Annotated in this window: 18 protein-coding genes; 16 read left to right on the top strand and 2 right to left on the bottom strand. The window is 66.7% G+C overall.

From position 1 onward, the window contains the following. Positions 1 to 126: 126 nt before the first annotated feature. From RQP53_RS02065 to RQP53_RS02025, 9 genes are all read left to right on the top strand, one after another. On the top strand, positions 127 to 2,043 hold the full coding sequence (locus RQP53_RS02065) for a type IV pili methyl-accepting chemotaxis transducer N-terminal domain-containing protein (RefSeq protein ID WP_315648336.1): 1,917 nt from the start codon (positions 127 to 129) through the stop codon (positions 2,041 to 2,043). Next, the gene (locus RQP53_RS02060) at positions 2,040 to 2,717 is read left to right on the top strand and encodes a response regulator (RefSeq protein WP_315648335.1); all 678 of its coding nucleotides are present in this window, start codon (positions 2,040 to 2,042) and stop codon (positions 2,715 to 2,717) included. The genes RQP53_RS02065 and RQP53_RS02060 overlap by 4 nt, the downstream gene beginning before the upstream one ends. A 102-nt stretch (positions 2,718 to 2,819) precedes the next feature. Next, a complete protein-coding gene (locus RQP53_RS02055; RefSeq protein WP_434064039.1) occupies positions 2,820 to 3,245 on the top strand; it encodes a c-type cytochrome in 426 nt (141 codons plus the stop codon). A gap of 12 nt (positions 3,246 to 3,257) precedes the next feature. After that, positions 3,258 to 4,682 carry a cbb3-type cytochrome c oxidase subunit I gene (locus RQP53_RS02050; RefSeq protein WP_315648333.1) on the top strand — a complete coding sequence of 475 codons (1,425 nt, stop codon included), beginning with the start codon at positions 3,258 to 3,260 and terminating at the stop codon, positions 4,680 to 4,682. Then, positions 4,682 to 5,494: a CbbQ/NirQ/NorQ/GpvN family protein gene (locus RQP53_RS02045; RefSeq protein WP_315648332.1), complete on the top strand. Its 813-nt coding sequence runs from the start codon at positions 4,682 to 4,684 to the stop codon at positions 5,492 to 5,494. The genes RQP53_RS02050 and RQP53_RS02045 overlap by 1 nt, the downstream gene beginning before the upstream one ends. Next, positions 5,487 to 6,419, top strand: a complete 933-nt coding sequence (locus RQP53_RS02040) for a 4Fe-4S binding protein (RefSeq protein ID WP_315648331.1) — start codon at positions 5,487 to 5,489, stop codon at positions 6,417 to 6,419. Before RQP53_RS02045 ends, RQP53_RS02040 begins: the two co-directional genes overlap by 8 nt. A gap of 3 nt (positions 6,420 to 6,422) precedes the next feature. Then, positions 6,423 to 8,261, top strand: a complete 1,839-nt coding sequence (locus RQP53_RS02035) for a nitric oxide reductase activation protein NorD (protein WP_315648329.1) — start codon at positions 6,423 to 6,425, stop codon at positions 8,259 to 8,261. 77 nt (positions 8,262 to 8,338) lie between these two features. Then, a complete protein-coding gene (locus RQP53_RS02030; protein WP_315648328.1) occupies positions 8,339 to 9,043 on the top strand; it encodes a Crp/Fnr family transcriptional regulator in 705 nt (234 codons plus the stop codon). Between the two features lie 157 nt (positions 9,044 to 9,200). After that, positions 9,201 to 9,899, top strand: coding sequence for a Crp/Fnr family transcriptional regulator (locus RQP53_RS02025; protein ID WP_315648327.1), 699 nt, complete (start codon positions 9,201 to 9,203; stop codon positions 9,897 to 9,899). On the opposite strand, the gene cobA is transcribed toward RQP53_RS02025, so the two are convergent. After that, on the bottom strand, positions 9,884 to 10,717 hold the full coding sequence (gene cobA, locus RQP53_RS02020) for a uroporphyrinogen-III C-methyltransferase (protein ID WP_315648326.1): 834 nt from the start codon (positions 10,715 to 10,717) through the stop codon (positions 9,884 to 9,886). The genes RQP53_RS02025 and cobA overlap by 16 nt on opposite strands. A 127-nt stretch (positions 10,718 to 10,844) precedes the next feature. On the opposite strand from cobA, the gene RQP53_RS02015 reads away from it, so the two are divergent. Genes RQP53_RS02015 through RQP53_RS01985 form a run of 7 tightly spaced genes read left to right on the top strand, consistent with a single transcriptional unit; the run spans position 10,845 to position 17,302 of the window. Beyond that, positions 10,845 to 11,204 carry a c-type cytochrome gene (locus RQP53_RS02015; RefSeq protein ID WP_315648325.1) on the top strand — a complete coding sequence of 120 codons (360 nt, stop codon included), beginning with the start codon at positions 10,845 to 10,847 and terminating at the stop codon, positions 11,202 to 11,204. Beyond that, the gene (locus RQP53_RS02010; RefSeq protein ID WP_315648324.1) at positions 11,201 to 12,394 is read left to right on the top strand and encodes a cytochrome D1 domain-containing protein; all 1,194 of its coding nucleotides are present in this window, start codon (positions 11,201 to 11,203) and stop codon (positions 12,392 to 12,394) included. Before RQP53_RS02015 ends, RQP53_RS02010 begins: the two co-directional genes overlap by 4 nt. Next, positions 12,394 to 13,476 carry a siroheme decarboxylase subunit beta gene (ahbB, locus tag RQP53_RS02005; RefSeq protein WP_315648322.1) on the top strand — a complete coding sequence of 361 codons (1,083 nt, stop codon included), beginning with the start codon at positions 12,394 to 12,396 and terminating at the stop codon, positions 13,474 to 13,476. Before RQP53_RS02010 ends, ahbB (RQP53_RS02005) begins: the two co-directional genes overlap by 1 nt. Then, positions 13,463 to 13,966, top strand: coding sequence for an Lrp/AsnC family transcriptional regulator (locus tag RQP53_RS02000; protein ID WP_315648320.1), 504 nt, complete (start codon positions 13,463 to 13,465; stop codon positions 13,964 to 13,966). Before ahbB (RQP53_RS02005) ends, RQP53_RS02000 begins: the two co-directional genes overlap by 14 nt. Beyond that, positions 13,959 to 14,447: a siroheme decarboxylase subunit beta gene (ahbB, locus tag RQP53_RS01995; RefSeq protein ID WP_315648319.1), complete on the top strand. Its 489-nt coding sequence runs from the start codon at positions 13,959 to 13,961 to the stop codon at positions 14,445 to 14,447. Before RQP53_RS02000 ends, ahbB (RQP53_RS01995) begins: the two co-directional genes overlap by 8 nt. Before the next feature lie 7 nt (positions 14,448 to 14,454). Further along, positions 14,455 to 15,702 carry a heme d1 biosynthesis radical SAM protein NirJ gene (gene nirJ / locus RQP53_RS01990; RefSeq protein ID WP_315648318.1) on the top strand — a complete coding sequence of 416 codons (1,248 nt, stop codon included), beginning with the start codon at positions 14,455 to 14,457 and terminating at the stop codon, positions 15,700 to 15,702. Between the two features lies 1 nt (position 15,703). After that, complete coding sequence (locus RQP53_RS01985) at positions 15,704 to 17,302, top strand: cytochrome D1 domain-containing protein (RefSeq protein WP_315648317.1); 1,599 nt, start codon at positions 15,704 to 15,706, stop codon at positions 17,300 to 17,302. 68 nt (positions 17,303 to 17,370) lie between these two features. Here the strand turns inward: RQP53_RS01985 and RQP53_RS01980 are convergent, their stop codons facing one another. Then, positions 17,371 to 20,196 carry a TonB-dependent receptor domain-containing protein gene (locus tag RQP53_RS01980; protein ID WP_315648316.1) on the bottom strand — a complete coding sequence of 942 codons (2,826 nt, stop codon included), beginning with the start codon at positions 20,194 to 20,196 and terminating at the stop codon, positions 17,371 to 17,373. Positions 20,197 to 20,341: the final 145 nt, after the last annotated feature.

Here is a 20,341-nt window from a genome sequence, read left to right as displayed (position 1 = left end):
CTCATGCAGAGGCGACAGGCCATGTTTGCAGCCAATCGTTGCGATGGCTTCATGGCGGGCAGGCTTGCGCCACACCCGCTTGATGAACATCAAGCATCGCAGGCCCAAACTCGTTAAGCTGCTTCGATGCTTCGTCGAATCAGCAGCCTTGTGGGCAAGCTTGCCCTGATACAGACCAGTTTCATGGTCCTGGCCCTGGCCTCGATAGGCGCCACGCTGTGGGTGTCCTGGCAGCTCGAAGGCGGTGCCGGCGCAATCAACGAGGCCGGGCGCATGCGCATGCTGAGCTATCGGATGACAGTCGCCCACGCGGAAGGACGTCAGAGCGATTTGCTCAAGGACGCTGAGACCTTTGACGCCATGGTGGAGCGGCTGCGTGTCGGCGATCCGGAGCGCCCCTTGTTCCTGCCTGATACCGAGGCCTGCCACCGGTACTTCGAGCGAGTCGCGCAGGGTTGGCCGGCCTTGCGGAAGCGGCTGCTGGAACCCGCCGGTGTTCGCGTCAGCCCGCTGACCGATGCTTTTGTTGCCCATATTGATGAGCTTGTCGGCGCCATCGAGCATGAGATCGCTTCACGGACGGCCATTCTTGGCGGCCTGTGCTTTGGCCTGGTGTTGCTGGTCGTGGCTGCTTCGGTCGTCTTTGTGGCCGGCACTTACAACTGGATCGTCCAGCCTTTGCAGCGGCTGCGCGAAGGGCTGCAAAGAATGGCGGCCGGAGAGCTGGGCGCGCGCGTGGACGAACTGGGCTCGGTCGATGAATTCAAGAGCCTGGCCCAGGGTTTCAACCAGATGGCGGCGGCGCTGCAGCAGGCCTATCAAGGCCTGGAAGACCGGGTGAGGGAAAAGACCGCGCACCTGGCTCAGCAGAATGAAAGGCTGGAAGCCCTGTACGACGTGGCCCTGCTGGCCGCTGAGGCGGACGTCAGCCTGGAGTCGATGGCGCAGTCCTTTGCACACAAGCTGGCGCGCCTGGTTCGTGCCGACGCCAGCGCCGTGCGGCTGGCGGCGCAGGACGGCGAGCGCTGGCTCCTGCTGGGCCAGACCTGCCTGCCGCAGGAAATGATCGACGCCGAACGCTGCCTGCGCCAGGGCGATTGCGCCTGTGGCAGCGCCGATGCCGAGGGCGGCAGGACGCGCATCATCCCGATTCACAGCATCGCCGGGCCCAGGCTCAAGCATTGCGAGATGGCCGGCTACCAGACGGTGCTGGCCATTCCGATGCGGACTTCCGGGCGCACGATTGGCGAGGTCGAGTTGTTCTTCTACGGTGAGCGGCGTCTGGCCGACAGCGAGGAGCAATTGCTGGACGCGCTGGTCGGCCAATTTGCGCTGCAGGTCGACAACCTGCGCCTGGTCGCGCGTGACCGCGAGATGGCGGTCTCCGAGGAGCGCAATCTGCTCGCGCAGGAGCTGCATGACTCGATTGCCCAGGTGCTGGCCTTTCTGAAGATTCAGGTGCAGCTGCTGCGCGCTGCCATCGGCCGTGCGCGGCCCGACGAGGTCGAGCGCACCGTTGCCGAGATCGAGACCGGCGTCAAGGAGTGCTACGCCAATGTGCGCGAGCTGCTGGTCCATTTCCGCACCCGGCCCGGCCATGAAGACATCGAGCATGCGCTGCGCAGTGCGCTGGCCAAGTTCGAGCATCAAAGCGGCTTGAGCACGCAGCTCAGCGTCCATGGCGACGGCTTGCCGCTGCCGCCTGACCACCAGGTGCAGGTGCTGCACATCATTCAGGAAGCGCTGTCCAATGTGCGCAAGCATGCCGAGGCCGATCATGTTCGTGTCCGCGTCGAGCAGCTGCCGCGCTGGAGCTTCGAGGTGCAGGACAACGGTCTGGGTTTCGAGGCGCCTAGCAGCGAGCGCGCGCAGACACATGTCGGCTTGCAGATCATGCGCGAGCGGGCGCAGCGCATCGGCGCGCAGCTCAGCATTGAGCGGCCGCCAGAGGGCGGCACCTTGGTCCGCCTCGTACTCCCACAGGCTGATGCCATGCGGGCTGGCGCCACATCCGCTGCGGCGCTGACGCTGGAGACCCAATGACAGTGATCAGAACCCTGGTCGTTGACGACCACACCCTGTTCCGGCGCGGCCTGATCGCCTTGCTCGCTCAGGAGGTCGGCGTCGAGGTGGTTGGTGAGGCGGCGGATGCCAGCGAGGCCTTGCGCAGCGCGGCCGAGCTGCAACCTGACCTGATCCTGCTGGACAACCATCTGCCCGGTGTCACCGGTGTGGCCACGCTGCCGGCGCTGCGCGAGGCTGCGCCCAAGGCGCGCGTGCTGATGCTCACCGTCAGCGAGGATGAGCAGGATCTCAGCGCGGCGCTGCGCAATGGCGCGCAGGGCTATCTGCTCAAGACCATCGATGGTGAAGACCTGGCCGCGGCGCTGATCAAGACCATGCATGGCGAATCGGTCGTCAGCCCTGAAATGACCCACAAGCTGGTGCGGGCCTTCGTGGCCAGCAGTGCGGCGCCGGCCGCAGCGGCCCCACAGGCTGCGCGCGAGGCCGCGATGGGGGCCCTGTCGCCACGCGAGCAGGAGATCCTGCGCGAGATTGCCCGTGGGGCCAGCAACAAGGAAATTGCCCGCAGCCTGAGCATTGCCGAGACCACGGTGAAGATCCATGTGCAGCACATCCTGCGCAAGCTGGAGTTGAACTCGCGTGTGCAAGTGGCGGTCTGGGCCAGCGAACGCGGCATCTTCAGCGCCAGCTGAACAAGCGCTGGCGGCCGCCTGCGCATTCCTTATCCCGGTTCAAGGAAATTCCCGAGCAAATCCCTAGGCTACCGACATCCATTCTTCATGTCGGAGGCAACCATGAGCCGAGGCTTCACCAGCCAGATGGCGCGCAATGTTTTCTATGGCGGTTCGCTGTTCTTCGTGCTGCTGTTCGCGGCGCTGATCCTCGATACCGAGCAGCGGATCCCTGAGCGTTCCAAATCAGCGGCCATCACACCGGCCGTCGTGCGCGGCAAGCACGTCTGGGAAACGCGCAACTGCATCGGTTGCCACACGCTGCTAGGCGAGGGCGCCTATTTCGCGCCTGAGCTTGGCAATGTGTACACACGCCGAGGCCCTGATTTCATCAAGGCCTGGATCAAGGCGCAGCCCACCGGCGCGCCGGGGCGCCGCCAGATGCCCGACTTCCACCTCAACGACCAGCAACTCGACGATCTGGTCGAGTTCCTCAAATGGACCAATGGCGTGGACACCGAAAAGTGGCCTCCCAATATCGAAGGTTGAGGATCCAACATCATGAAAAGCACAAGCCTCAAGTTCCAGTCGCAGTCGGTCGCCAAGCTTTACTTCATCGGTGCGATTGCGCTGTTTGTCGGTCAAATCGTGTTCGGCCTGACGCTGGGCCTGCAGTACCTGATCGGGGATCTGATGTTCCCGGCCATTCCCTTCAATGTGGCCCGCATGGTGCACACGAATCTGCTGATCGTGTGGCTGCTGATGGGCTTCATGGGCTCGGCCTATTACCTGGTGCCGGAGGAAGCCGAGACCGAGCTCTACAGCCCGCTGCTGGCCAAGATCCTGTTCTGGGTCTTCCTGGCGGCCGGGGCGGCCACCATCCTCGGCTATCTGCTGGTGCCCTATGCCACGCTGGCCGAGATGACCGGGAACAACCTGCTGGCGACGATGGGACGCGAGTTCCTCGAGCAGCCGCTGCCGACCAAACTCGGCATCGTGGTCGTCGCGCTGGCCTTCCTGTTCAACATCAGCATGACGGTGCTCAAGGGCCGCAAAACGGCCATCACCCTGGTGTTGCTGATGGGGCTGTGGGGCCTGGCGCTGATGTTCCTGTTCAGCTTCGTCAACCCGAGCAATCTGGTGCGCGACAAGATGTACTGGTGGTTCGTCGTCCACCTCTGGGTCGAGGGCACCTGGGAGCTGATCCTCGGCGCGCTGCTGGCCTTTGTGTTGATCAAGACCACCGGCGTTGACCGCGAGGTGATCGACAAGTGGCTGTACCTGATCATCACCATGGCCCTGGTCACCGGCATCCTGGGTACCGGCCACCACTTCTTCTTCATCGGCCTGCCCGGCTACTGGCAGTGGGTCGGCAGCGTGTTCAGCGCGATGGAGCCGATCCCCTTCTTCATGATGACGCTGTTTGCCTTCAATATGGTGCAGCGCCGCCGCCGCGAGCATCCTAACCAGGCCGCCGTGCTGTGGGCCGTCGGTTGCGCGGTGATGGGCTTTCTGGGTGCCGGCCTGTGGGGCTTCATCCACACGCTGAGCCCGGTCAACTACTACACCCATGGCAGCCAGATCACTGCTGCGCACGGCCATCTGGCCTTCTACGGCGCCTATGTGTTGGTGGTGATCGCGATGATCAGCTATGCAATGCCCATCCTGCGCGGCCGTGAGGCCAACCCGCGCCGTGCGCAGTCGGTCGAGATGTGGAGTTTCTGGATCATGACCATCGGGATGGGTGTGATGGTGCTGGCGCTGACCGGTGCCGGCATCCTGCAGATCTGGCTGCAGCGGATGCCGACCGAGGGCGCCATGAGCTTCATGGCCACGCAAGACCAGCTGCGCTTCTTCTACTGGGTGCGCATCGCTGGCGGCCTGATGTTCCTGGCCGGGCTGCTGACCTATCTGAGCAGCTTCTTCATCGGCGCCGGTGCTGACGAAGACGAGCTGGCCCTCACCGGGCAGCTGAGGGCCGCGTGATGGAGATGCTGAGTGCGCGGGCGCTGCAGGGCGAAGCGCCGTTCTACGCCGCCCAAGGCGAGGAATGCCGGCTCTTCGAGCAGGCCCATGCCAGCCGGCTGCCTCTGCTGATCAAGGGGCCGACCGGCTGCGGCAAGACGCGCCTGGTCGAGCACATGGCGGCGCGCTTGCGCCGCCCGCTGGTGACGGTCAGCTGCCATGACGACCTCAGCGCGGCTGATCTGGTCGGCCGCCATCTGATCGAAGGCGGCAACACCCGTTGGTGCGACGGTCCGCTGACCCGCGCGGTCCGCCAGGGCGCGATCTGCTACCTCGACGAGGTGGTCGAGGCGCGCAAGGACACCACTGTGGTGCTGCACCCGCTGGCGGACGATCGACGGCAGCTGCCGATCGAACGCAGCGGCGAGCTGCTCGAGGCGGCGCCGGACTTCATGCTGGTGATCAGCTACAACCCGGGCTACCAGAATCTGCTCAAGGGCCTGAAGCCGAGCACGCGCCAGCGCTTTGTGGCGCTGTGCCTGGACTATCCGCGGCCCGAGATCGAAACGCAGATTGTTGGCACCGAAAGTGCTTGCTCCGCCGAGGTCGCCGCGCGCTTGGTCAAGCTGGGCCAGGCCTTGCGCCGGCTGACCGAGCACGACCTGGAGGAGACCGCCAGCACCCGGCTGCTGGTGATGGCGGCGCGGCTTCATGTCGCCGGCCTCGGCCTGCGCGCGGCCTGCCAGGCGGCCATCGTCGATGCACTGACCGACGATGCCGACACCGCCGCCGCGCTGGGCGAGATCGTGCTGGCCGTGATCGGCAATGGCTAATGCCAATATGGCGCGGCTGCAACAGCTGCGCCGCGCGACCCAGCTGGGCTTCTTCGCGCTGTTCCTGCTTGCGCCGGCGCTGAACCTCCTGCGCTTCGATCTGCAACAGACCCAGCTGTGGGTGCTGGGCTGCCGCTGGTCGCTGGGCATAGACGCCTTCAAGCAGGGCGCGCTGAGCGCCAACGAGGCAGCACTCGCCATCCTGCTGCGCGGCATCCTGCCGGCGCTGCTGCTGGCGGCTGGCTTTCTGGGGCTGGCCTGGCGCTATGGCCGCGTCTACTGCGGCTGGCTGTGCCCGCATTTCTCGCTGGTCGAGCTCTTGAACGGGCTGTTGCAGCGGGCCAGTGGCCGGCTGAGCATCTGGGAGCCGGCATCGGGGCCGCGAGGGCAGGGTGGCTGGTGGCCGCTGTTCGTGCTCAGCGGCCTGTTCTTCGGCTTTCTGTGGGCGATCACGCTCTTGACCTATCTGCTGCCACCGGCGCAGATTTGGTCTGGGCTGCTGCACGGCAGCCTGACGCCGAATCAGGCCCGCTTCGTCGTCATTGGCGGGCTCTTGTTCAGCACCGAGATGCTGCTGGCGCGCCACCTGTTCTGCCGCTTTGGCTGTGCTGTCGGCCTGTTCCAGAGCCTGGCCTGGATGGCCAATCCGCGTGCGCTGGTTGTCGCCTTCGCGCGCGAGCGGGCCAGTGATTGCCGCAGCTGCAACACGGCACAGGCGCCTGAGGGCGCCGCCTGCGATGTGGCCTGCCCGATGCGGCTCAAGCCCCGCAATATCAAGCGGCTGATGTTCTCCTGCGTGCAGTGCGGCCAATGCCTGCGCGAGTGCGAGAACTCGCACCAGCAACGTGGCCAGGCCGCAAGCCTGCAATGGACGGTGGGTCTCGACGCCTTGCGCGAGACGCTGAAGCAAAGAAGGCAGGAGTAGGCGATGGAAGAGTGGGTCGGTGAACAATGGCATCGGCTGATCAATCGTGCGGCGCGGCGCGGCCATCCGGCCCAGGCGGTGATGCTGGACGAGGTGAAGCAGGGCGCGGCGATGCTGTTCCGCGCGGCCGGCGGCGGCAGCGCGGTACGTGTCGTGCCGGCGGGCTTGAGCCGCGTGGGCGGTCCGCGGGGCTGGCTGCAGCGCCTGGCCGGCGCCGGCACACGTGAGCCGCTGGCCCGGCTGGATGCTGAGACCCTGGCCCTGCCGCCGCAGATCGACGTCTTTGATGACCGCTTACTGAACCGCGAACTCTATCTGTGGCTGTCGGCCTTGGCGGCCTCGCTGCAGCCAGGCAGGGGCTGGGTGGCCGGCCATCGCGCGGCGACGGCACGAACGCTGTCGCAATGCCCTGGGCTGCTGCCGCGGTACCGGGCCTTGCTGGACGCCCATCTGCTGCAGCGACCGCGGCCCGAGACACTAGGCAGCGAGGCCGCCATTGCCGAGCGCGCGCTGCGTGCCCAGCTGGCCCAGCCCTTCGAACGCTGGCAGCCGGTGCTTGAACTCGATCGCATGCAGCTGGCGCCGGTCTGGCTGTGGCTGGACGCCTGGGATGAGCAGCCTGCTGCCGGTGGTGATGTCACAGCCACGCCTGAGGGCGATGGCGGCGAAGGCGAGCGCGGTGCGAGACCGCGCAGCCCGACGCGACGCCGAACCCGCTGGCAGCAGCAGAGCAGTGAGCGCCCGGCCTTGTTCTTGCCGTCCAAGCTGGAGTCCATCCTGACCTGGAGCGAGCATGTGCCGCTGGACCGCGGCAGCGACGATGAGGAAGACGAACAGGCCAGTTCGGTGGCCGACGATATGCAGGCGCTGACGCTGGCGCGCAGCCAGCAGACCACCGCCTCGCGGGTCAAATTCGATCTCGACCTGCCCAGCGCCAGCGCAGACGACCAGCCGCTCGGCGGCACCGAGACGCTGCCGGAGTGGGACTGGAAGCGCCGCTGCCTGCTGCCGCGGCACTGCCAGGTGCAGACCTTGCTGAGCAACGCCCGCGAGCCGCTGCAGGTGGCGCCGGCCCTGCGCAGTACGGCGCGGCGCGTGCGCCGGGGGCTGGAGCTGCTGCGCGCCGCGCCGCGCTGGCAGCGCGGCTGCGCCGAGGGCGAGGCGATCGATCTGGATGCCTGGATACGCGAGGCCTGCACGGCCGGGCCGGCACCCAGCGAGCCCGCCGTCTACCAGCGCAGGCAGCGCGCCGAGCGCAGCCTGGCGACGCTGCTGCTGGCCGATCTCTCGCTGTCCACCGATGCCTATGTCAACAACGAGTCGCGCGTGATCGACGTGATACGCGACAGCCTCTACGTCTTTGGCGAGGCCTTGCACGGGCTCGGTGATGCCTACGCAATGCTGGGCTTCAGCTCGGTGCGCCGTCATCAGGTGCGCATCCAGCACTTGAAAGGCTTTGACGAGCCCTGGCGAGCAGCGGTGCAGGCGCGCATCGGCGCCATCAAGCCGGGCTACTACACCCGCATGGGGGCGGCCATCCGGCTGGCCACGCTGCGGCTGCAACAGCGGCCCGAGCGTCAGCGCCTGTTGCTGATCCTGACCGATGGCAAGCCCAACGACCTCGATGTCTACGAGGGGCGCTGGGGCATCGAGGACACCCGCCATGCGGTCCAACAGGCCCGCGCCGCCGGCTTGCAGCCCTTCTGCCTGAGCATTGATGAGGAGGCGCAGGACTATCTGCCCCATCTGTTTGGCGCCCAGGGCTGGGCGCGGGTGCTGCGGCCCAGCGAACTGCCCCAGAGGCTGGCCCAGGCCTATGCGCGGCTGACTCGCGGGCTTTGATGTCGCTCATTGACGGCCGTCAAGCCGTCGCCCGCAGGCCGCCGCCCACAATGCGGCTGGACTTTCGGAGCCCCATCATGGATGTGCGAGCCTTTGACCTGCCGCGCTATCTGGCCAATCTGCCGCTGTTCAATGACCTCAGCACCACCGAATTGCAGCGCCTGGCCAGCGGCTGCGCGCTGCGTCGCTACGGTCGCGGCGAGACGCTGTTCCATGTGGGCCAGCCTTGCGAAGAATTCCACGTTACCGTGACCGGCCAGGTCAAGCTGTTCGCGATCTCGCCGGCCGGGCAGGAAAAGGTGATCGAGCTGCTCGGCCCTGGTCACAGCTTTGCCGAGGCGCTGATGTTCACCGGCAAACCCTACATCATCAATGCCCAGGCGCTCAACGATTGCCTGGTGCTCAGCGTCGGCAAGGCGGCGGTGCTGCGCGAGATCGAGGCGGACTCCCGCTTTGCGCTGCGCATGCTGGCCGGCATCTCGCGCCGGCTGCACGGCCTGGTTCACGATGTGCAGGCCTATGCGCTGCACAGCGGCGTGCAGCGCGTGATCGGCTATCTGCTGCGCGATCAGCTGGTTGAGGACTGCGCCAGCGGCGAGGTCATCACCGTGTCGCTGCCGGTCAGCAAGGCCACGGTGGCCTCGCGGCTGTCGCTGACGCCGGAGTACTTCTCGCGCGTGCTGCATGAGCTCGAGGCGGCCGGCTTGATCGAGGTCGACAAGCGCGACATCCACATCCTTGATGCGCAGCGCCTGGCCGCCTACTCCTCGCCGGCCGGCTGAGGTGGCTGAGGCCGTCCCTCGTTCCTTGTGATGAGGGCGTCGTCGGTCGGTCTAGTTCCGAAGAACTAGGCGCCGGTCGACTTTGATGCCGGTCAATCCTGGCCGCCTGCGGCTCGCAAGAATCGCCCCCCATTGGCATGCACTCAGGGAGTTGGCGATGACGGCTGTATTCGATGTTCCGCGCTATCTGTCGGTCTTGCCGCTGTTCGCGGGCATGCCGGCCGCCGACGTGCAGCGCATCTGCGCCGACGGTGTGGCCGTGCAGCGTCTGGACCGCGGCGGCATGCTGCTGCATGCCGGCGAGGCTTGCGATGCGGTGTACCAGGTCGTCACCGGCCATGTGAAGCTCTACACCATCGCCAGCCACGGCGCGGAGAAGGTGTTCGAGCTGGTGGGGCCTGGGCAGAGCATTGGCGATACCCTGGTCTTCACCCAGCAGGCCCACGCGCTGAGCGCACAGGCGCTGACCGAGTCGCTGCTGCTGCGCCTGCCGGCTGCTGCGCTGACGGCCCAGGTGCGGCGTGACCCGGCCTTCGCGCTGCGCCTGCTGGCCGGGGCCTCGCAGCGCATCCAGGGCCTGCTGCGCGACGTCGAGTCCTACTGCCTGCACAGCGGCGCGCGCCGCGTGGTTGGCTATCTGCTCGAGCAGGGCGGCGGCAAAGCCGGCAGCGGCGCCGAGCCGATCACCGTCTCGCTGCCGGTCAGCAAGGCGACGATTGCCGCGCGGCTGTCGCTGACGCCGGAATACTTCTCCCGCGTGCTGCGCGAGCTGGAGGACGAGGGGCTGATCGAGATCTGCCGGCGCGACATCCGCATCATGCAGCCGCGCCGGTTGGCCCACTACACCTTGCAGTGAGCGTCTTCACGGGCCTGCGCCAGCGAGGGCCAGAGGCGCTCGTGCAGCGCCGCCACCTGCCCGATCAGCAGCAGCGCCGGTGAGCGCACGGCGGCCTGGCGCACCAGGGCCGGCAGCCGGTCCAGGCGTTCGCGCAGGCAGCGCTGCTCGGGCTGGCTGGCGCTGGCAATCACGGCGGCCGGCGTGTCGGCGGCCAGGCCATGGGCGATCAGCTGCGCGCTGATGATCTCCAGCGCCCCCAGGCCCATATAGATGACCACGGTCTGATGCGGTCGGGCCAGCAGTGGCCAGTCGAGATCGACGCAATGCGCCGCGGCGCCGTCGGCACCAGCCTGATCGTTGGCGCGCAGATGGCCGGTGGCAAAGACCAGCGCGCCGGCGTGGTCGCGGTGGGTCAGCGGTATGCCGGCGCCCGCCGCCGCGGCCTGCGCTGCGCTGATGCCGGGAATGCAGCTGAAGGGGATGCCGGCCGCGGCCAGCGCCTCGGCCTCTTCGCCGCCGCGGCCGAAGATGAAGGGGTCGCCGCCCTTGAGGCGCAGCAGCGATCGGCCCTGGCGAACCAGGCTGATCATCAGCTCGATGATGGCTTCCTGGCTCATATGGTGATGGCCGCTCTGCTTGCCCACATAGATCAGCTCGGCCTCGGCCGGGCACAGCGCCAGCACGGCCGGTGAGACCAGCGCGTCGTACAGCACCAGCCTTGCTTCGGCCAGGGCCCGCGCGGCCTTCAGGGTCAGCAACTCGGGGTCGCCGGGGCCGGCCCCTACCAGCATGACAGAGGGGCTGTTGAAGAAGCGGGGTTCGTCCAGTCGGCTCATGCTCAGGCTCCGAGAAATGCTTGAGCCCATTGTGAAAACAGCGTGCAGGCCGCGTCCTTGAACCAGTTCAAGGACAGCTGATCGGCGTCAAGCAAGCATTGCCACATGGAAAGTGGAGGTGCAGAACATGGGTGGCAAGCGAAGCGCAGCCTGGCTGGGCGTTGTGGCAGTCTGCCTGCTGTTGGCGTCGCGGCCGGCCCTGACCGAGCCGCTGCCAGCGGTGCGCCAGCAGCAGTTGCTGCGCATGCTCAGGCAGGACTGCGGCTCCTGCCATGGCATGACGCTGCGCGGCGGGCTTGGCCCGGCCCTGCATGCCGAAGCGATGCGCGCGCTGCCGCACAGCGCCATTGCCGCGGTGATCTACCACGGTCGCCCTGGCACGCCGATGCCGCCCTGGAAGACGCTGCTCAGCGCCGAGGAGGCCGACTGGCTGGCCGCCTATCTGCAAAGTGATGCGGCCTTGCTGGCCAAGGACAAGACACCATGAGAAACCTGCTTCTGTGCGTTCTGCTGCTGGTGCTGGCCGCCTGCGCTTCAAGGCCGCCGACGGCCACGGCTACGGGCTTGCAGCTGCGCGGCACCGGCGATCTGGGCCTGGTGGTCGAGCGCGCCAGCGGCAGCCTGCAGCTGCTCGACACCAGCCGGCGCAGCGCCATCGGGCGCGTGCACGGGCTCGGCGATTTGTCGCATGCTTCGCTGGTCTATTCGCGTGACGGGGCTCATGCCTATGTGTTCGGCCGCGATGGCGCGCTCAGCAAGGTCCACCTGCCGACGATGACGCTGGTGGCCCGCGTGCAGCAAAGCGGCAATTCGATCGGCGGCGCGATCTCGCAGGATGGGCGCTGGGTCGTTGCACAGAACTACCAGCCCGGCGGCATCAAGGTCTTTGATACGCAAGACCTGACCCTGGTCGCCGACATCCCGGCCGAATATGCGCCGGGCAAGCTGTCGCGCGTCGTCGGCCTGGCCGATCTGCCTGGGCAGCGCTTCATCTTTTCGCTCTTCGACGCCGACGAGATCTGGCTGGCCGATCTGAGCCAGCCGCGCGCGCCGCAGATCCGCAAGTTCAAGGGTGTCGGCCACCAACCCTATGACGCGCTGATCACGCCCGATGGCCGCCACTACATCGCCGGCCTGTTCGGCGAGGACGGACTGGCCAAGATCGACCTGTGGGCCGCCGAGCCGCGGGTCGAACGCATCCTGGCCGGCTATGGCCGCGGCGCGCAGCCGCTGCCGGTGTTCAAGATGCCGCATCTGCGCGGCTGGGCCATCGCCGGGCGCCTGGCTTATCTGCCGGCGATTGGCCGCCATGAGGTGTTGGTGGTCGACACCCAGAGCTGGGCCGAGGTGGCGCGCATCCCGGTGGCCGGCCAGCCGGTGTTCGTGATGGCGCAGCCCGATGGCCGCCAGGTCTGGGTCAATTTCGCCGTGCCCGATTACGACACCGTGCAGGTCATCGACACACAGAGCCAGCGCGTCGTTCATGCCTTCAAGCCGGGCAAGGCGGTGCTGCATCTGGAGTTCACGCCGCGTGGCGAGGCGGTCTGGATCTCGGCGCGTGACAGCGACCTGATCAGCGTCGTCGACACCCGCAGCTTTGCCACGCTCGCCACGCTGACGGCGCAATCGCCCAGCGGCATCTTCTTCACCAGCCGCGCCAACAGGATGGGACTGTGATGCCAAGCGCAATGTCCGTGATCGATGCGCGCCTGCTCAATGATTGGCAGCAGCGCTTCCCCTTGTGTGAGCGGCCCTTCGCTGCCTTGGCCGAAAGCCTGAAAGACAACTTGGCCGGGGCGCCGCCCGAGCTGCTGCATTGCGACGCGACGTTGGTGCTGCAGCGGCTGCAGGCGCTGCACGAGGCGGGCAGCCTGTCGCGGATCGGCGGCATCTGGAACCCGGGTGCCGGCGGTGCGGCGCTGCTGTGTGCAATGGCGGTGCCGCCGCAGCGATTGCAGGCGGCGGCCGCGCGGGTCAGCGCCCATCCCGGCGTCAATCACAACTACGAACGCGAGCATGCCTACAACCTCTGGTTTGTGATGACCGGCGTTGACGCCGAAGCAGTCGAGCGGGGCGTGCAGGCGCTGGAGCAGCAGTCCGGTCTCCATGTGCTACGCCTGCCGATGCAGCGCGCCTATCGCATCAACCTCGGCTTTGACTTGCGCTCTGCCGGCGCCGTGGCGCACGACGCCGGCGAGGGCCGCACCCGTAACGTGGTACGGCCCGTCTGCGCTGAAGATCGCGGCCTGGCAGCCCTGCTGGAGCAAGGGCTGCCCCTGCGGGAACGCCCCTATGCCGTGTGGGCCGAGGCGCTGGGCTGGACCGAGGCGCAGGTCCTTTCAAGGCTGCAGCGCTGGCTCGACGACGGCAGCCTGCGCCGCTTCGGGCTGATCGTGCGCCATCACGAGCTCGGCTACCGCGCCAATGCGATGTGCGTGTTCGATGTCGCCGATGAGCTGGTCGACGAGCGCGCCGCCGCGCTGGCCCGCCAGCCCGGCGTGACGCTGTGCTACCGGCGTGCCCGCGGGCCGGGCTGGCCCTACAACCTCTACTGCATGATGCACGGCCGCGAACGCGAGCAGGTGCTGCAGGCCCTGGGTCGGGCGATCAGCGCGGCCGGCCTGGATGCCCGTTCGGCCGCCGTGCTGTTCAGCCGCCGACGCTTCAAGCAGTGCGGTGCGAGCTACTTTCGCGCGCACGATGCAGCGCCCCGCCAGGACGGCCTGGCCGCGCAGGAGGCCCCTCATGTCCTTGCCTGAGCTGGCCGAGCCGCTGGCCCGGCTCGATGCCCTGGATGCCGCGCTGATCAATCGCCTGCAGCGCGATCTGCCACTGTGCCCGCGGCCTTTTGCGCGGCTGGCCGTAGAGCTGGGCTGCGGCGAGACACAGCTGATCGCGCGCTTGCAGCGCCTGTTGGCACAAGGCACGCTGAGCCGCTTCGGGCCGATGTTCCAGATCGAGCGTGCCGGTGGCCGCTTTGTGCTGGCGGCGATGGCCGTCCCCGAGGAACGCTTTGACGTGGTGGCGACGCTGGTCAACCGCCGACCCGAGGTGGCCCACAACTACCGTCGTGAACACCGGCTGAACATGTGGTTTGTGCTTGCCACCGAAAGCGCCAGCGAGATCGAATCGGTCTGCCGCGCCATCGAGGCGGATTGCGGTCTGCCGGTGTTGTGCTTCCCCAAGCAGCAGGAATACCACGTGGGCCTCTATCTGACGGCGCGGGCGCAGGAGGGCGGCGATGACTGATGTACGGCTCAGCCCGCTGGAGCGCCAGCTGATTGCCGCCACCCAGCACGGTCTGCCGCTGCTGGAGCGGCCCTTCGAGGCGGTTGGAGCTCTGCTCGGCCTGAGCGAGGATGAGGTGATTGCCGAGCTGGCCCGCATGCGCGAGCGCGGCCTGATCCGACGCATTGCCGCCGTGCCGAATCACTACCGCCTTGGCTACCTGGCCAATGGCATGACGGTCTGGGATGTTGACGACGCCCAGGTCGAGACGCTGGGCGCGCAGATCGCGGCCCATCCCGGCGTCAGCCACTGCTACCGCCGGCCTCGCCATCTGCCCGACTGGCCCTACAACCTGTTCGCGATGCTGCACGGCCGCAGCCGCGAGGCTGTTGAACACGAGGTCGGGCAGCTGCGCCTGATGCTCGGCAGCGCCTGCCGGGCCAGCGACATTCTTTACAGCACGGCGATCCTGAAAAAGACCGGCCTGCGCCTCAGGGAGTGAGCACATCATGTTGAGAATCAGCCAGTACCTGCGCGAGGTGGCGCAGGCCGAACGCGATGGCGTTTACCCGCAGTCGCGACGAGGCGGTGGCAACAGCGGTCCGGTGGTGATCTGGAACCTGACCCGGCGTTGCAATCTGACCTGCAAGCACTGCTACGCCTTGTCGGCCGATCACGACTACCCGGGCGAGCTGAGCTTTGCCGAGGTCGAGACCGTGATGCAGGATCTGCGTGCCTACGGCGTGCCGGTGCTCATCCTGTCCGGCGGCGAGCCGCTGCTGCGTGCCGATCTGTTCGACATTGCCGCGCGTGCGCAGACGCTGGGCTTCTATACCGCGCTGTCCACCAACGGCACGCTGATCGACGCGGCGATGGCCGCGCGCATCGCGGCCCAGCAGTTCGACTATGTGGGCATCAGCATCGACGGCACCCGCGACACGCACGACAAGTTCCGTCGGCTCCCCGGCGCCTACGACGCTTCACTGCAGGCCATCCGCCTGCTGCATGCGCAGGGCGTCAAGACCGGCCTGCGCTACACCTTCACCGATCTGAACGGCCAGGACTTCCCGGCCTTGCTGCGGCTGATGAAGGACGAGGCGGTCGACAAGTTCTACTTCTCGCACCTGAACTACGCCGGTCGCGGCAATATCCATCGCGGCCGAGATGCCCATTTCGAGGCAACGCGCCAGGCACTGGACCTGTTGTTCGAGACGGCCTGGCAGGACGCGCTGGCCGGCAGCAGCCGGGACTACGTGACCGGCAACAATGATGCCGATGCTGCCTATCTGCTGCGCTGGGTCGGTGAACGGCTGCCGCAATGGGTGGCGCCGCTGCGCCAGCGACTGGTTGCCTGGGGCGGCAATGCCTCCGGCGTTGGCGTGGCCAATATCGACAATCTCGGTGTCGTCCACCCCGACACCATGTGGTGGCACTACCCGCTGGGCAGCGTGCGGGAGCGGCCGTTCTCGCAGATCTGGAGCGACCGCAGTGATCCGCTGATGGACGGGCTCAAGACCCGCCCCCGCCCGGTGCAAGGGCGCTGCGCCGAATGCCAGTACTTCGCCCTGTGTGGCGGCAACACGCGGGTGCGGGCCCAGCAGATCACCGGTGATCTGTGGGCCGAAGACCCGGGCTGCTACCTGGACGACGCCGAGATCGGCCTGTCGGCCGAAGCGGCCGAGCGCCTCAGCGCGCGCGTGCCGCTGCGGCCCTTCAGCCACCGCGCCAGCAGCATTCCGATCCGGACCGAGGTTTGAAATGAAGACGATCTTGTTGAAGACCCCGCTGAAGCTGGCTTTGGCTGCCGCCATTGCCAGCCTGGGGCTGGACTATGCGCGCGCCGAGCCGGGCGCGGCCATCGATGCCTCTGGCCTCTATCAGCAATATTGCGCGTCCTGCCATGGCGCTCAACGCCTCGGTGGCATGGGGCCGGCGCTGCTGCCGGAAAGCCTGGAGCGGCTGCGCAAGCCCGAGGCGCTGAAGGTGATCAGCCAGGGGCGGGCGGCGACGCAGATGCAGGGCTTTGCCGAGCGGCTGCAGGAGGCAGAGATCAAGGCGCTGGCCGCCTACATCTATCAGCCCGTCACGCCGGCGCCGCAGTGGAGCGATGCCGACATCAGCGCCTCGCGTCGCTTCGATGTCAGCAGCAGCACGTGGCCGGCGCGGCCACAATGGCGCGCCGATCCGATGAATCTCTTTGTCGTGGTGGAGGGCGGCGATCATCATGTCAGCCTGGTGGACGGCGACAAGTTCGAGCCCATCCACCGCTTTGCCAGTCGTTTTGCCTTGCACGGTGGGCCCAAGTTCAGCCCCGACGGGCGCTACGTCTATTTCGGCTCGCGCGACGGCTGGATCAGCAAGTACGACCTCTGGAACCTGAAGCTGGTGGCGGAGGTGCGCGCCGGACTGAATATGCGCAATGTCGCGGTCAGCGCCGACGGGCGCTGGGTGATGGCGGCCAACTACTTGCCGCACACGGCGGTGCTCTTCGATGCCGATCTGAACCTGGTCAAGCGCTTCGACGCCAAGAGCCTGGACGGCCAGCAGAGTTCGCGGGTCTCGGCGGTCTATGACGCCGCGCCGCGGCACAGCTTCGTCGTGGCGCTGAAGGATGTGGCCGAGCTGTGGGAGATTTCCTACGACGAAGGCGCCGCGCCCATTCATGACGGTCTGGTGCACGACTACCGAATGGGTGAGGCATTGGCCAAGCCCGGCTACCTGAATCCACGTCGCACGCCGCTGGAGGAGGCGCTGGATGACTTCTTCTTTGACGACAGCTACCGCCATGTGCTGGGTGCGGCGCGTCCGCGTGGCGACGGGGAAGCGATGCTGGGCCAGGTCGTCAATCTCGATGTGCGCCGCAAGATCGCGACGCTGCCGATTGCCGGCATGCCGCATCTGGGCTCGGGCATCAGCTTCAACTGGCAGGGCCGGCGCGTGATGGCCAGCCCGAACCTGAAGGACGGGCGCATCAGCGTCGTCGACATGAAGGACTGGAGCGCAGTGCGTGAGATTGCGACGCCGGGCCCGGGCTTCTTCATGCGCAGCCATGCCAGGAGTCGCTACGCCTGGGCCGATTCGATGATGAGCGCCGGCGCCAAGGACACGCTGAGCATCATCGACAAGCAGACGCTCGAGGTGGTCGCCCAGGTCAGGGAGCCGGGCAAGACGCTGGCCCATGTCGAGTTCACCAAAGATGGTCGCCATGTGCTGGCCAGCCTCTGGGAGATGGACGGTGCCTTGATCGTCTACGACGCGGCCAACTTCAAGGAAGTCAAGCGAGTTCCGATGAGCAAGCCGGTCGGCAAGTACAACGTCTGGAACAAGATCAGCCGCGACGAGGGTACCTCGCACTAGGCAAGCGCCGCCGCCCACGCTGACGTTCCCGACAGCGCTGCATAGCCGCTGTCGGGCATGTCACTGCGTCAGTAGCGGAAGTTGCCGCCCAAGTAGAACTGCCGGCCCAGCGGGCTGGCGTAGCGCCCGTCGTAGCCGATCTGGTTGCCGCCCCCGGCATTGCGGATCGACAGGGGCGGTGCCTGGTTGGCCAGGTTCTTGACGCCCAAGGTCAGCGACAGGCTCTTGCTCAGCTCAGCCCGGGTCTGCCAGTCCAAGGTCGAGTAGGCGGCAACACGACGGGCCACCGTCGCATAGGCACCCAGACTGCCGTCGGCATTGATCGCGCTGACCAGGCCAGCGTCGGCCGTCTGCACCTGGTCGGCATAGCCCGAGCGCCAGTGCCAGGCCAGCGTGTGACTGAACATGCCGCCGGTGTTCAGGTGCGCCGACAGATGCTGAACGACACGCGAGACAGCGTTCAAGCCCTCATCGAAGCGGCCGATGCTCTGGACCAGATCCTGGCCGTTGAAGTACTCGGACTTCAGCATATAGGTGCCGGCCCAGTTCAGCGCCAAGCGGCCGTAGGGCGTGCCGGTGCTGTAGCTGGCGTCCCAATCGATGCCTCCATAGGCTGAGCTGGCGATGTTGGAGGTGGGCAGCAGCACCTTCAGCACCTTCTTGCCAACGGCCGCATCGTAGACCACGCTGATCAGATCGCTGTAGGCGCCCGGGTTCCTGAATACCGTCGATTCCGCCAAGGTGCTGATCTGGTTGTTCATCTTTACTGACCAATAGTCGAGGCCAACCGAGACGTCACGCGAGGGTTCGAAGCGCACACCAGCAGTCAGATTCTTCGACTCTTCCGGCTTCAGGCCGGCCGCACCGGACAAGGGGTTGCCGCCACTCAGCAGGTCGTAGTTCGTCAGGCCTTTGCAATAGGCGGCGCGCGGGTCCGGCGCTTGCACCGGGCAGTCGTACTGGCCCGAGGTATTGCTGCCACCGGTGATGTTGGCGGTGATGTCCGTCATGCTGGGCGCTTTGAAGCCGGTGCCGTAGGAGGCGCGCAGCATCACGGCGTCGATCGGGCGCAGGCGCAGGGCCAGCTTGTAGGTCGCCTTGCTGTAAGCGTTGCCCTGATCGGCCGGCGCCGTCAGCTTCTTGTCCAGGTCGAGCACGAAATCGTTGTGGACCTTGGAGTAGCTGTCGTAGCGCAGCGCCGCCGTCGCTTCGACCCGCTTGTGCAGCGGCACCACCAGCTCGGTGAAGGCACCCCAGTTCTTGCGCAAGGCCTTGGCCGGCAGTGCACCGTTGCCGCGGCCAAACGGCACATCGGTGCCGCTGTGCAGGCTGTTCGGGCCCATGGCCAGCGCCGATGGATCGTAGTCATAGTTCAGCCGGGTGTAGTCCAGCCCGCTGCCCAGCATGGCAGCGCCGCCACCGGCCTTGAACACTTCCCCCGAGGCGCGCAGGCTCAGCACATCGAGCTTGGTCTGGGTCGACTCGTTGATCTCGCTCAGCACGCAGGGGGCCAGCAGCTCGGTATTGCCGCCCGGCGGGGCGAAGGGGTTGAACTTGCCCGAGGCCAACAGCTTGCTGTAGCAGCTCTTGCGCATATAGCCGCCGTCGTAATAGGTATCCAGCTTGTTCGTCGAGTGGATGAACGAGGCCGTGTAGTCGATATCGCGGATCGTGCCCTCGACGCCCAGGGCCAAGTGCTGCGCCTGCGTCTTGAAGAGGTCGCTGCGGCCGCCGGCATCGACGAAGCGGTTGTTGGTCGTCGCGTCGACGACGTCAGCCGGCGCAATGCCCAGCTTGGCCAGATAGGGCTGCACATACTGGCCATACAAGGCATCGGTCAGCGGCAGATCCAGGGCCTGGGCCACCGGGGCATGCCGCTCCTTTAACTGGAAGCGCGTGCTCACCGCTTCCATGAAGAGGTTGGTGTTGGCATCGAGCTGCAGGTTGCCGGACAGGAACAGGCTGTCGCGCTTGCTGCTGGGCACCAGTTGGACGGTGGCCGCATAGTCGAACGGGCAGGCTTGGTCGGCCTTCACCGTCGACAGCACGGTGTTCTGCGGGCACTTGCCATCCTTCAGGTAGTCGGGCGAGAAGGTGATGTTGTCGAAGCTGCCGCCAGGTTTGACCAGCGGCTTGGACAGATTCAGGGTCACCGAGACCGGCGCCGTGTTGGCCGCCGTCGCGGCCAAGCGATAGGGCTTGCCTTCATGGCTGAAGAACAGCACGCCGGACTTGGCGAAATCGCGATCTGCTGCGTTCAGCTCCTTCTGTTCCTCGTGGGCATAGGAGGCCAGGATGTTGAAGCCGTTCTTCTGCAGCTCACCAAAGCCTTTCGAGACCGAAAAGGCCGTGTTGGCGCCACCCGACTTCTGCGGTTGGTTGTGGCTGAAGTCCAGCGCCAAGGCGGTCTGGTCCTTGCGGAGGATGAAGTTGACGACGCCGGCGACGGCATCCGAACCATACAGCGCAGAGGCCCCGTCGGTCAGGACCTCGACGCGCTCGACGACGGACAGCGGAATGCTGGACAGGTTCACCGCGGCCCCCGAGTTGAACGGTGCCAGGCGGCGGCCGTTCAGCAGGACCAGCGTGTAGCCGGCGCCCATCGAGTGGATGGACGCGGTTTGCACGCCGCCGCCCGAGCCGTTGACTGACTCCGAGGCGGTGGTGAAGCCCTGCATCGACGGCAGGCTCTGGATCAGGTCTTCGACACTCTTGGCGCCGCTGCGGTCAATGTCGGCGCGCGTCAGCGTCTGCACGGGCAGGGCGCCCTGACTGGCAATGCGCTTGATCGAGGAGCCGGTCACTTCGACGCGCTCCAGCGCCTGTTGTTGGGCCAGCACCGGGCTGACGGCGCCCATCGCCGCAAGGGCGGCCAGGCAGATACGGGTTTTCATCATCATTTCTCTATGCCCTCCAAAGGGATTGCGGTTGCTTGCTGCATCGGAATACGGTGCCCGGGGTCAATGGCGCCAGGCGGCAGCCGGGCAGGGCGTTCGGCACGGCGTGTTGTTTGAACTCCCAGCCCTTTGCATGGCTGCG

Source organism: Roseateles aquae, from assembly GCF_032337115.1.
In the GTDB taxonomy this organism is placed as follows: Bacteria; Pseudomonadota; Gammaproteobacteria; order Burkholderiales; family Burkholderiaceae_C; genus Roseateles_C; species Roseateles_C aquae.
Note: the sequence above shows the minus strand (reverse complement) of the source record. Positions and strands in the feature narration are given on the sequence as shown.

Excerpts from the sequence above, each read along its gene's own strand:
- RQP53_RS02060 (WP_315648335.1), top strand. The coding sequence starts at position 2,040 with ATGACAGTGATCAGAACCCTGGTCGTTGACGACCACACCCTGTTCCGG.
- RQP53_RS02055 (WP_434064039.1), top strand. The coding sequence starts at position 2,820 with ATGAGCCGAGGCTTCACCAGCCAGATGGCGCGCAATGTTTTCTATGGC.
- RQP53_RS02030 (WP_315648328.1), top strand. The coding sequence starts at position 8,339 with ATGGATGTGCGAGCCTTTGACCTGCCGCGCTATCTGGCCAATCTGCCG.
- RQP53_RS02010 (WP_315648324.1), top strand. The coding sequence starts at position 11,201 with ATGAGAAACCTGCTTCTGTGCGTTCTGCTGCTGGTGCTGGCCGCCTGC.
- RQP53_RS02035 (WP_315648329.1), top strand. The coding sequence starts at position 6,423 with ATGGAAGAGTGGGTCGGTGAACAATGGCATCGGCTGATCAATCGTGCG.
- RQP53_RS02000 (WP_315648320.1), top strand. The coding sequence starts at position 13,463 with ATGTCCTTGCCTGAGCTGGCCGAGCCGCTGGCCCGGCTCGATGCCCTG.
- RQP53_RS01985 (WP_315648317.1), top strand. The coding sequence starts at position 15,704 with ATGAAGACGATCTTGTTGAAGACCCCGCTGAAGCTGGCTTTGGCTGCC.
- RQP53_RS02065 (WP_315648336.1), top strand. The coding sequence starts at position 127 with ATGCTTCGTCGAATCAGCAGCCTTGTGGGCAAGCTTGCCCTGATACAG.
- RQP53_RS02050 (WP_315648333.1), top strand. The coding sequence starts at position 3,258 with ATGAAAAGCACAAGCCTCAAGTTCCAGTCGCAGTCGGTCGCCAAGCTT.
- RQP53_RS02045 (WP_315648332.1), top strand. The coding sequence starts at position 4,682 with ATGGAGATGCTGAGTGCGCGGGCGCTGCAGGGCGAAGCGCCGTTCTAC.
- RQP53_RS02015 (WP_315648325.1), top strand. The coding sequence starts at position 10,845 with ATGGGTGGCAAGCGAAGCGCAGCCTGGCTGGGCGTTGTGGCAGTCTGC.
- nirJ (WP_315648318.1), top strand. The coding sequence starts at position 14,455 with ATGTTGAGAATCAGCCAGTACCTGCGCGAGGTGGCGCAGGCCGAACGC.
- RQP53_RS01980 (WP_315648316.1), bottom strand. The coding sequence starts at position 20,196 with ATGAAAACCCGTATCTGCCTGGCCGCCCTTGCGGCGATGGGCGCCGTC.
- RQP53_RS02040 (WP_315648331.1), top strand. The coding sequence starts at position 5,487 with ATGGCTAATGCCAATATGGCGCGGCTGCAACAGCTGCGCCGCGCGACC.
- ahbB (WP_315648322.1), top strand. The coding sequence starts at position 12,394 with ATGCCAAGCGCAATGTCCGTGATCGATGCGCGCCTGCTCAATGATTGG.
- RQP53_RS02025 (WP_315648327.1), top strand. The coding sequence starts at position 9,201 with ATGACGGCTGTATTCGATGTTCCGCGCTATCTGTCGGTCTTGCCGCTG.
- ahbB (WP_315648319.1), top strand. The coding sequence starts at position 13,959 with ATGACTGATGTACGGCTCAGCCCGCTGGAGCGCCAGCTGATTGCCGCC.
- cobA (WP_315648326.1), bottom strand. The coding sequence starts at position 10,717 with ATGAGCCGACTGGACGAACCCCGCTTCTTCAACAGCCCCTCTGTCATG.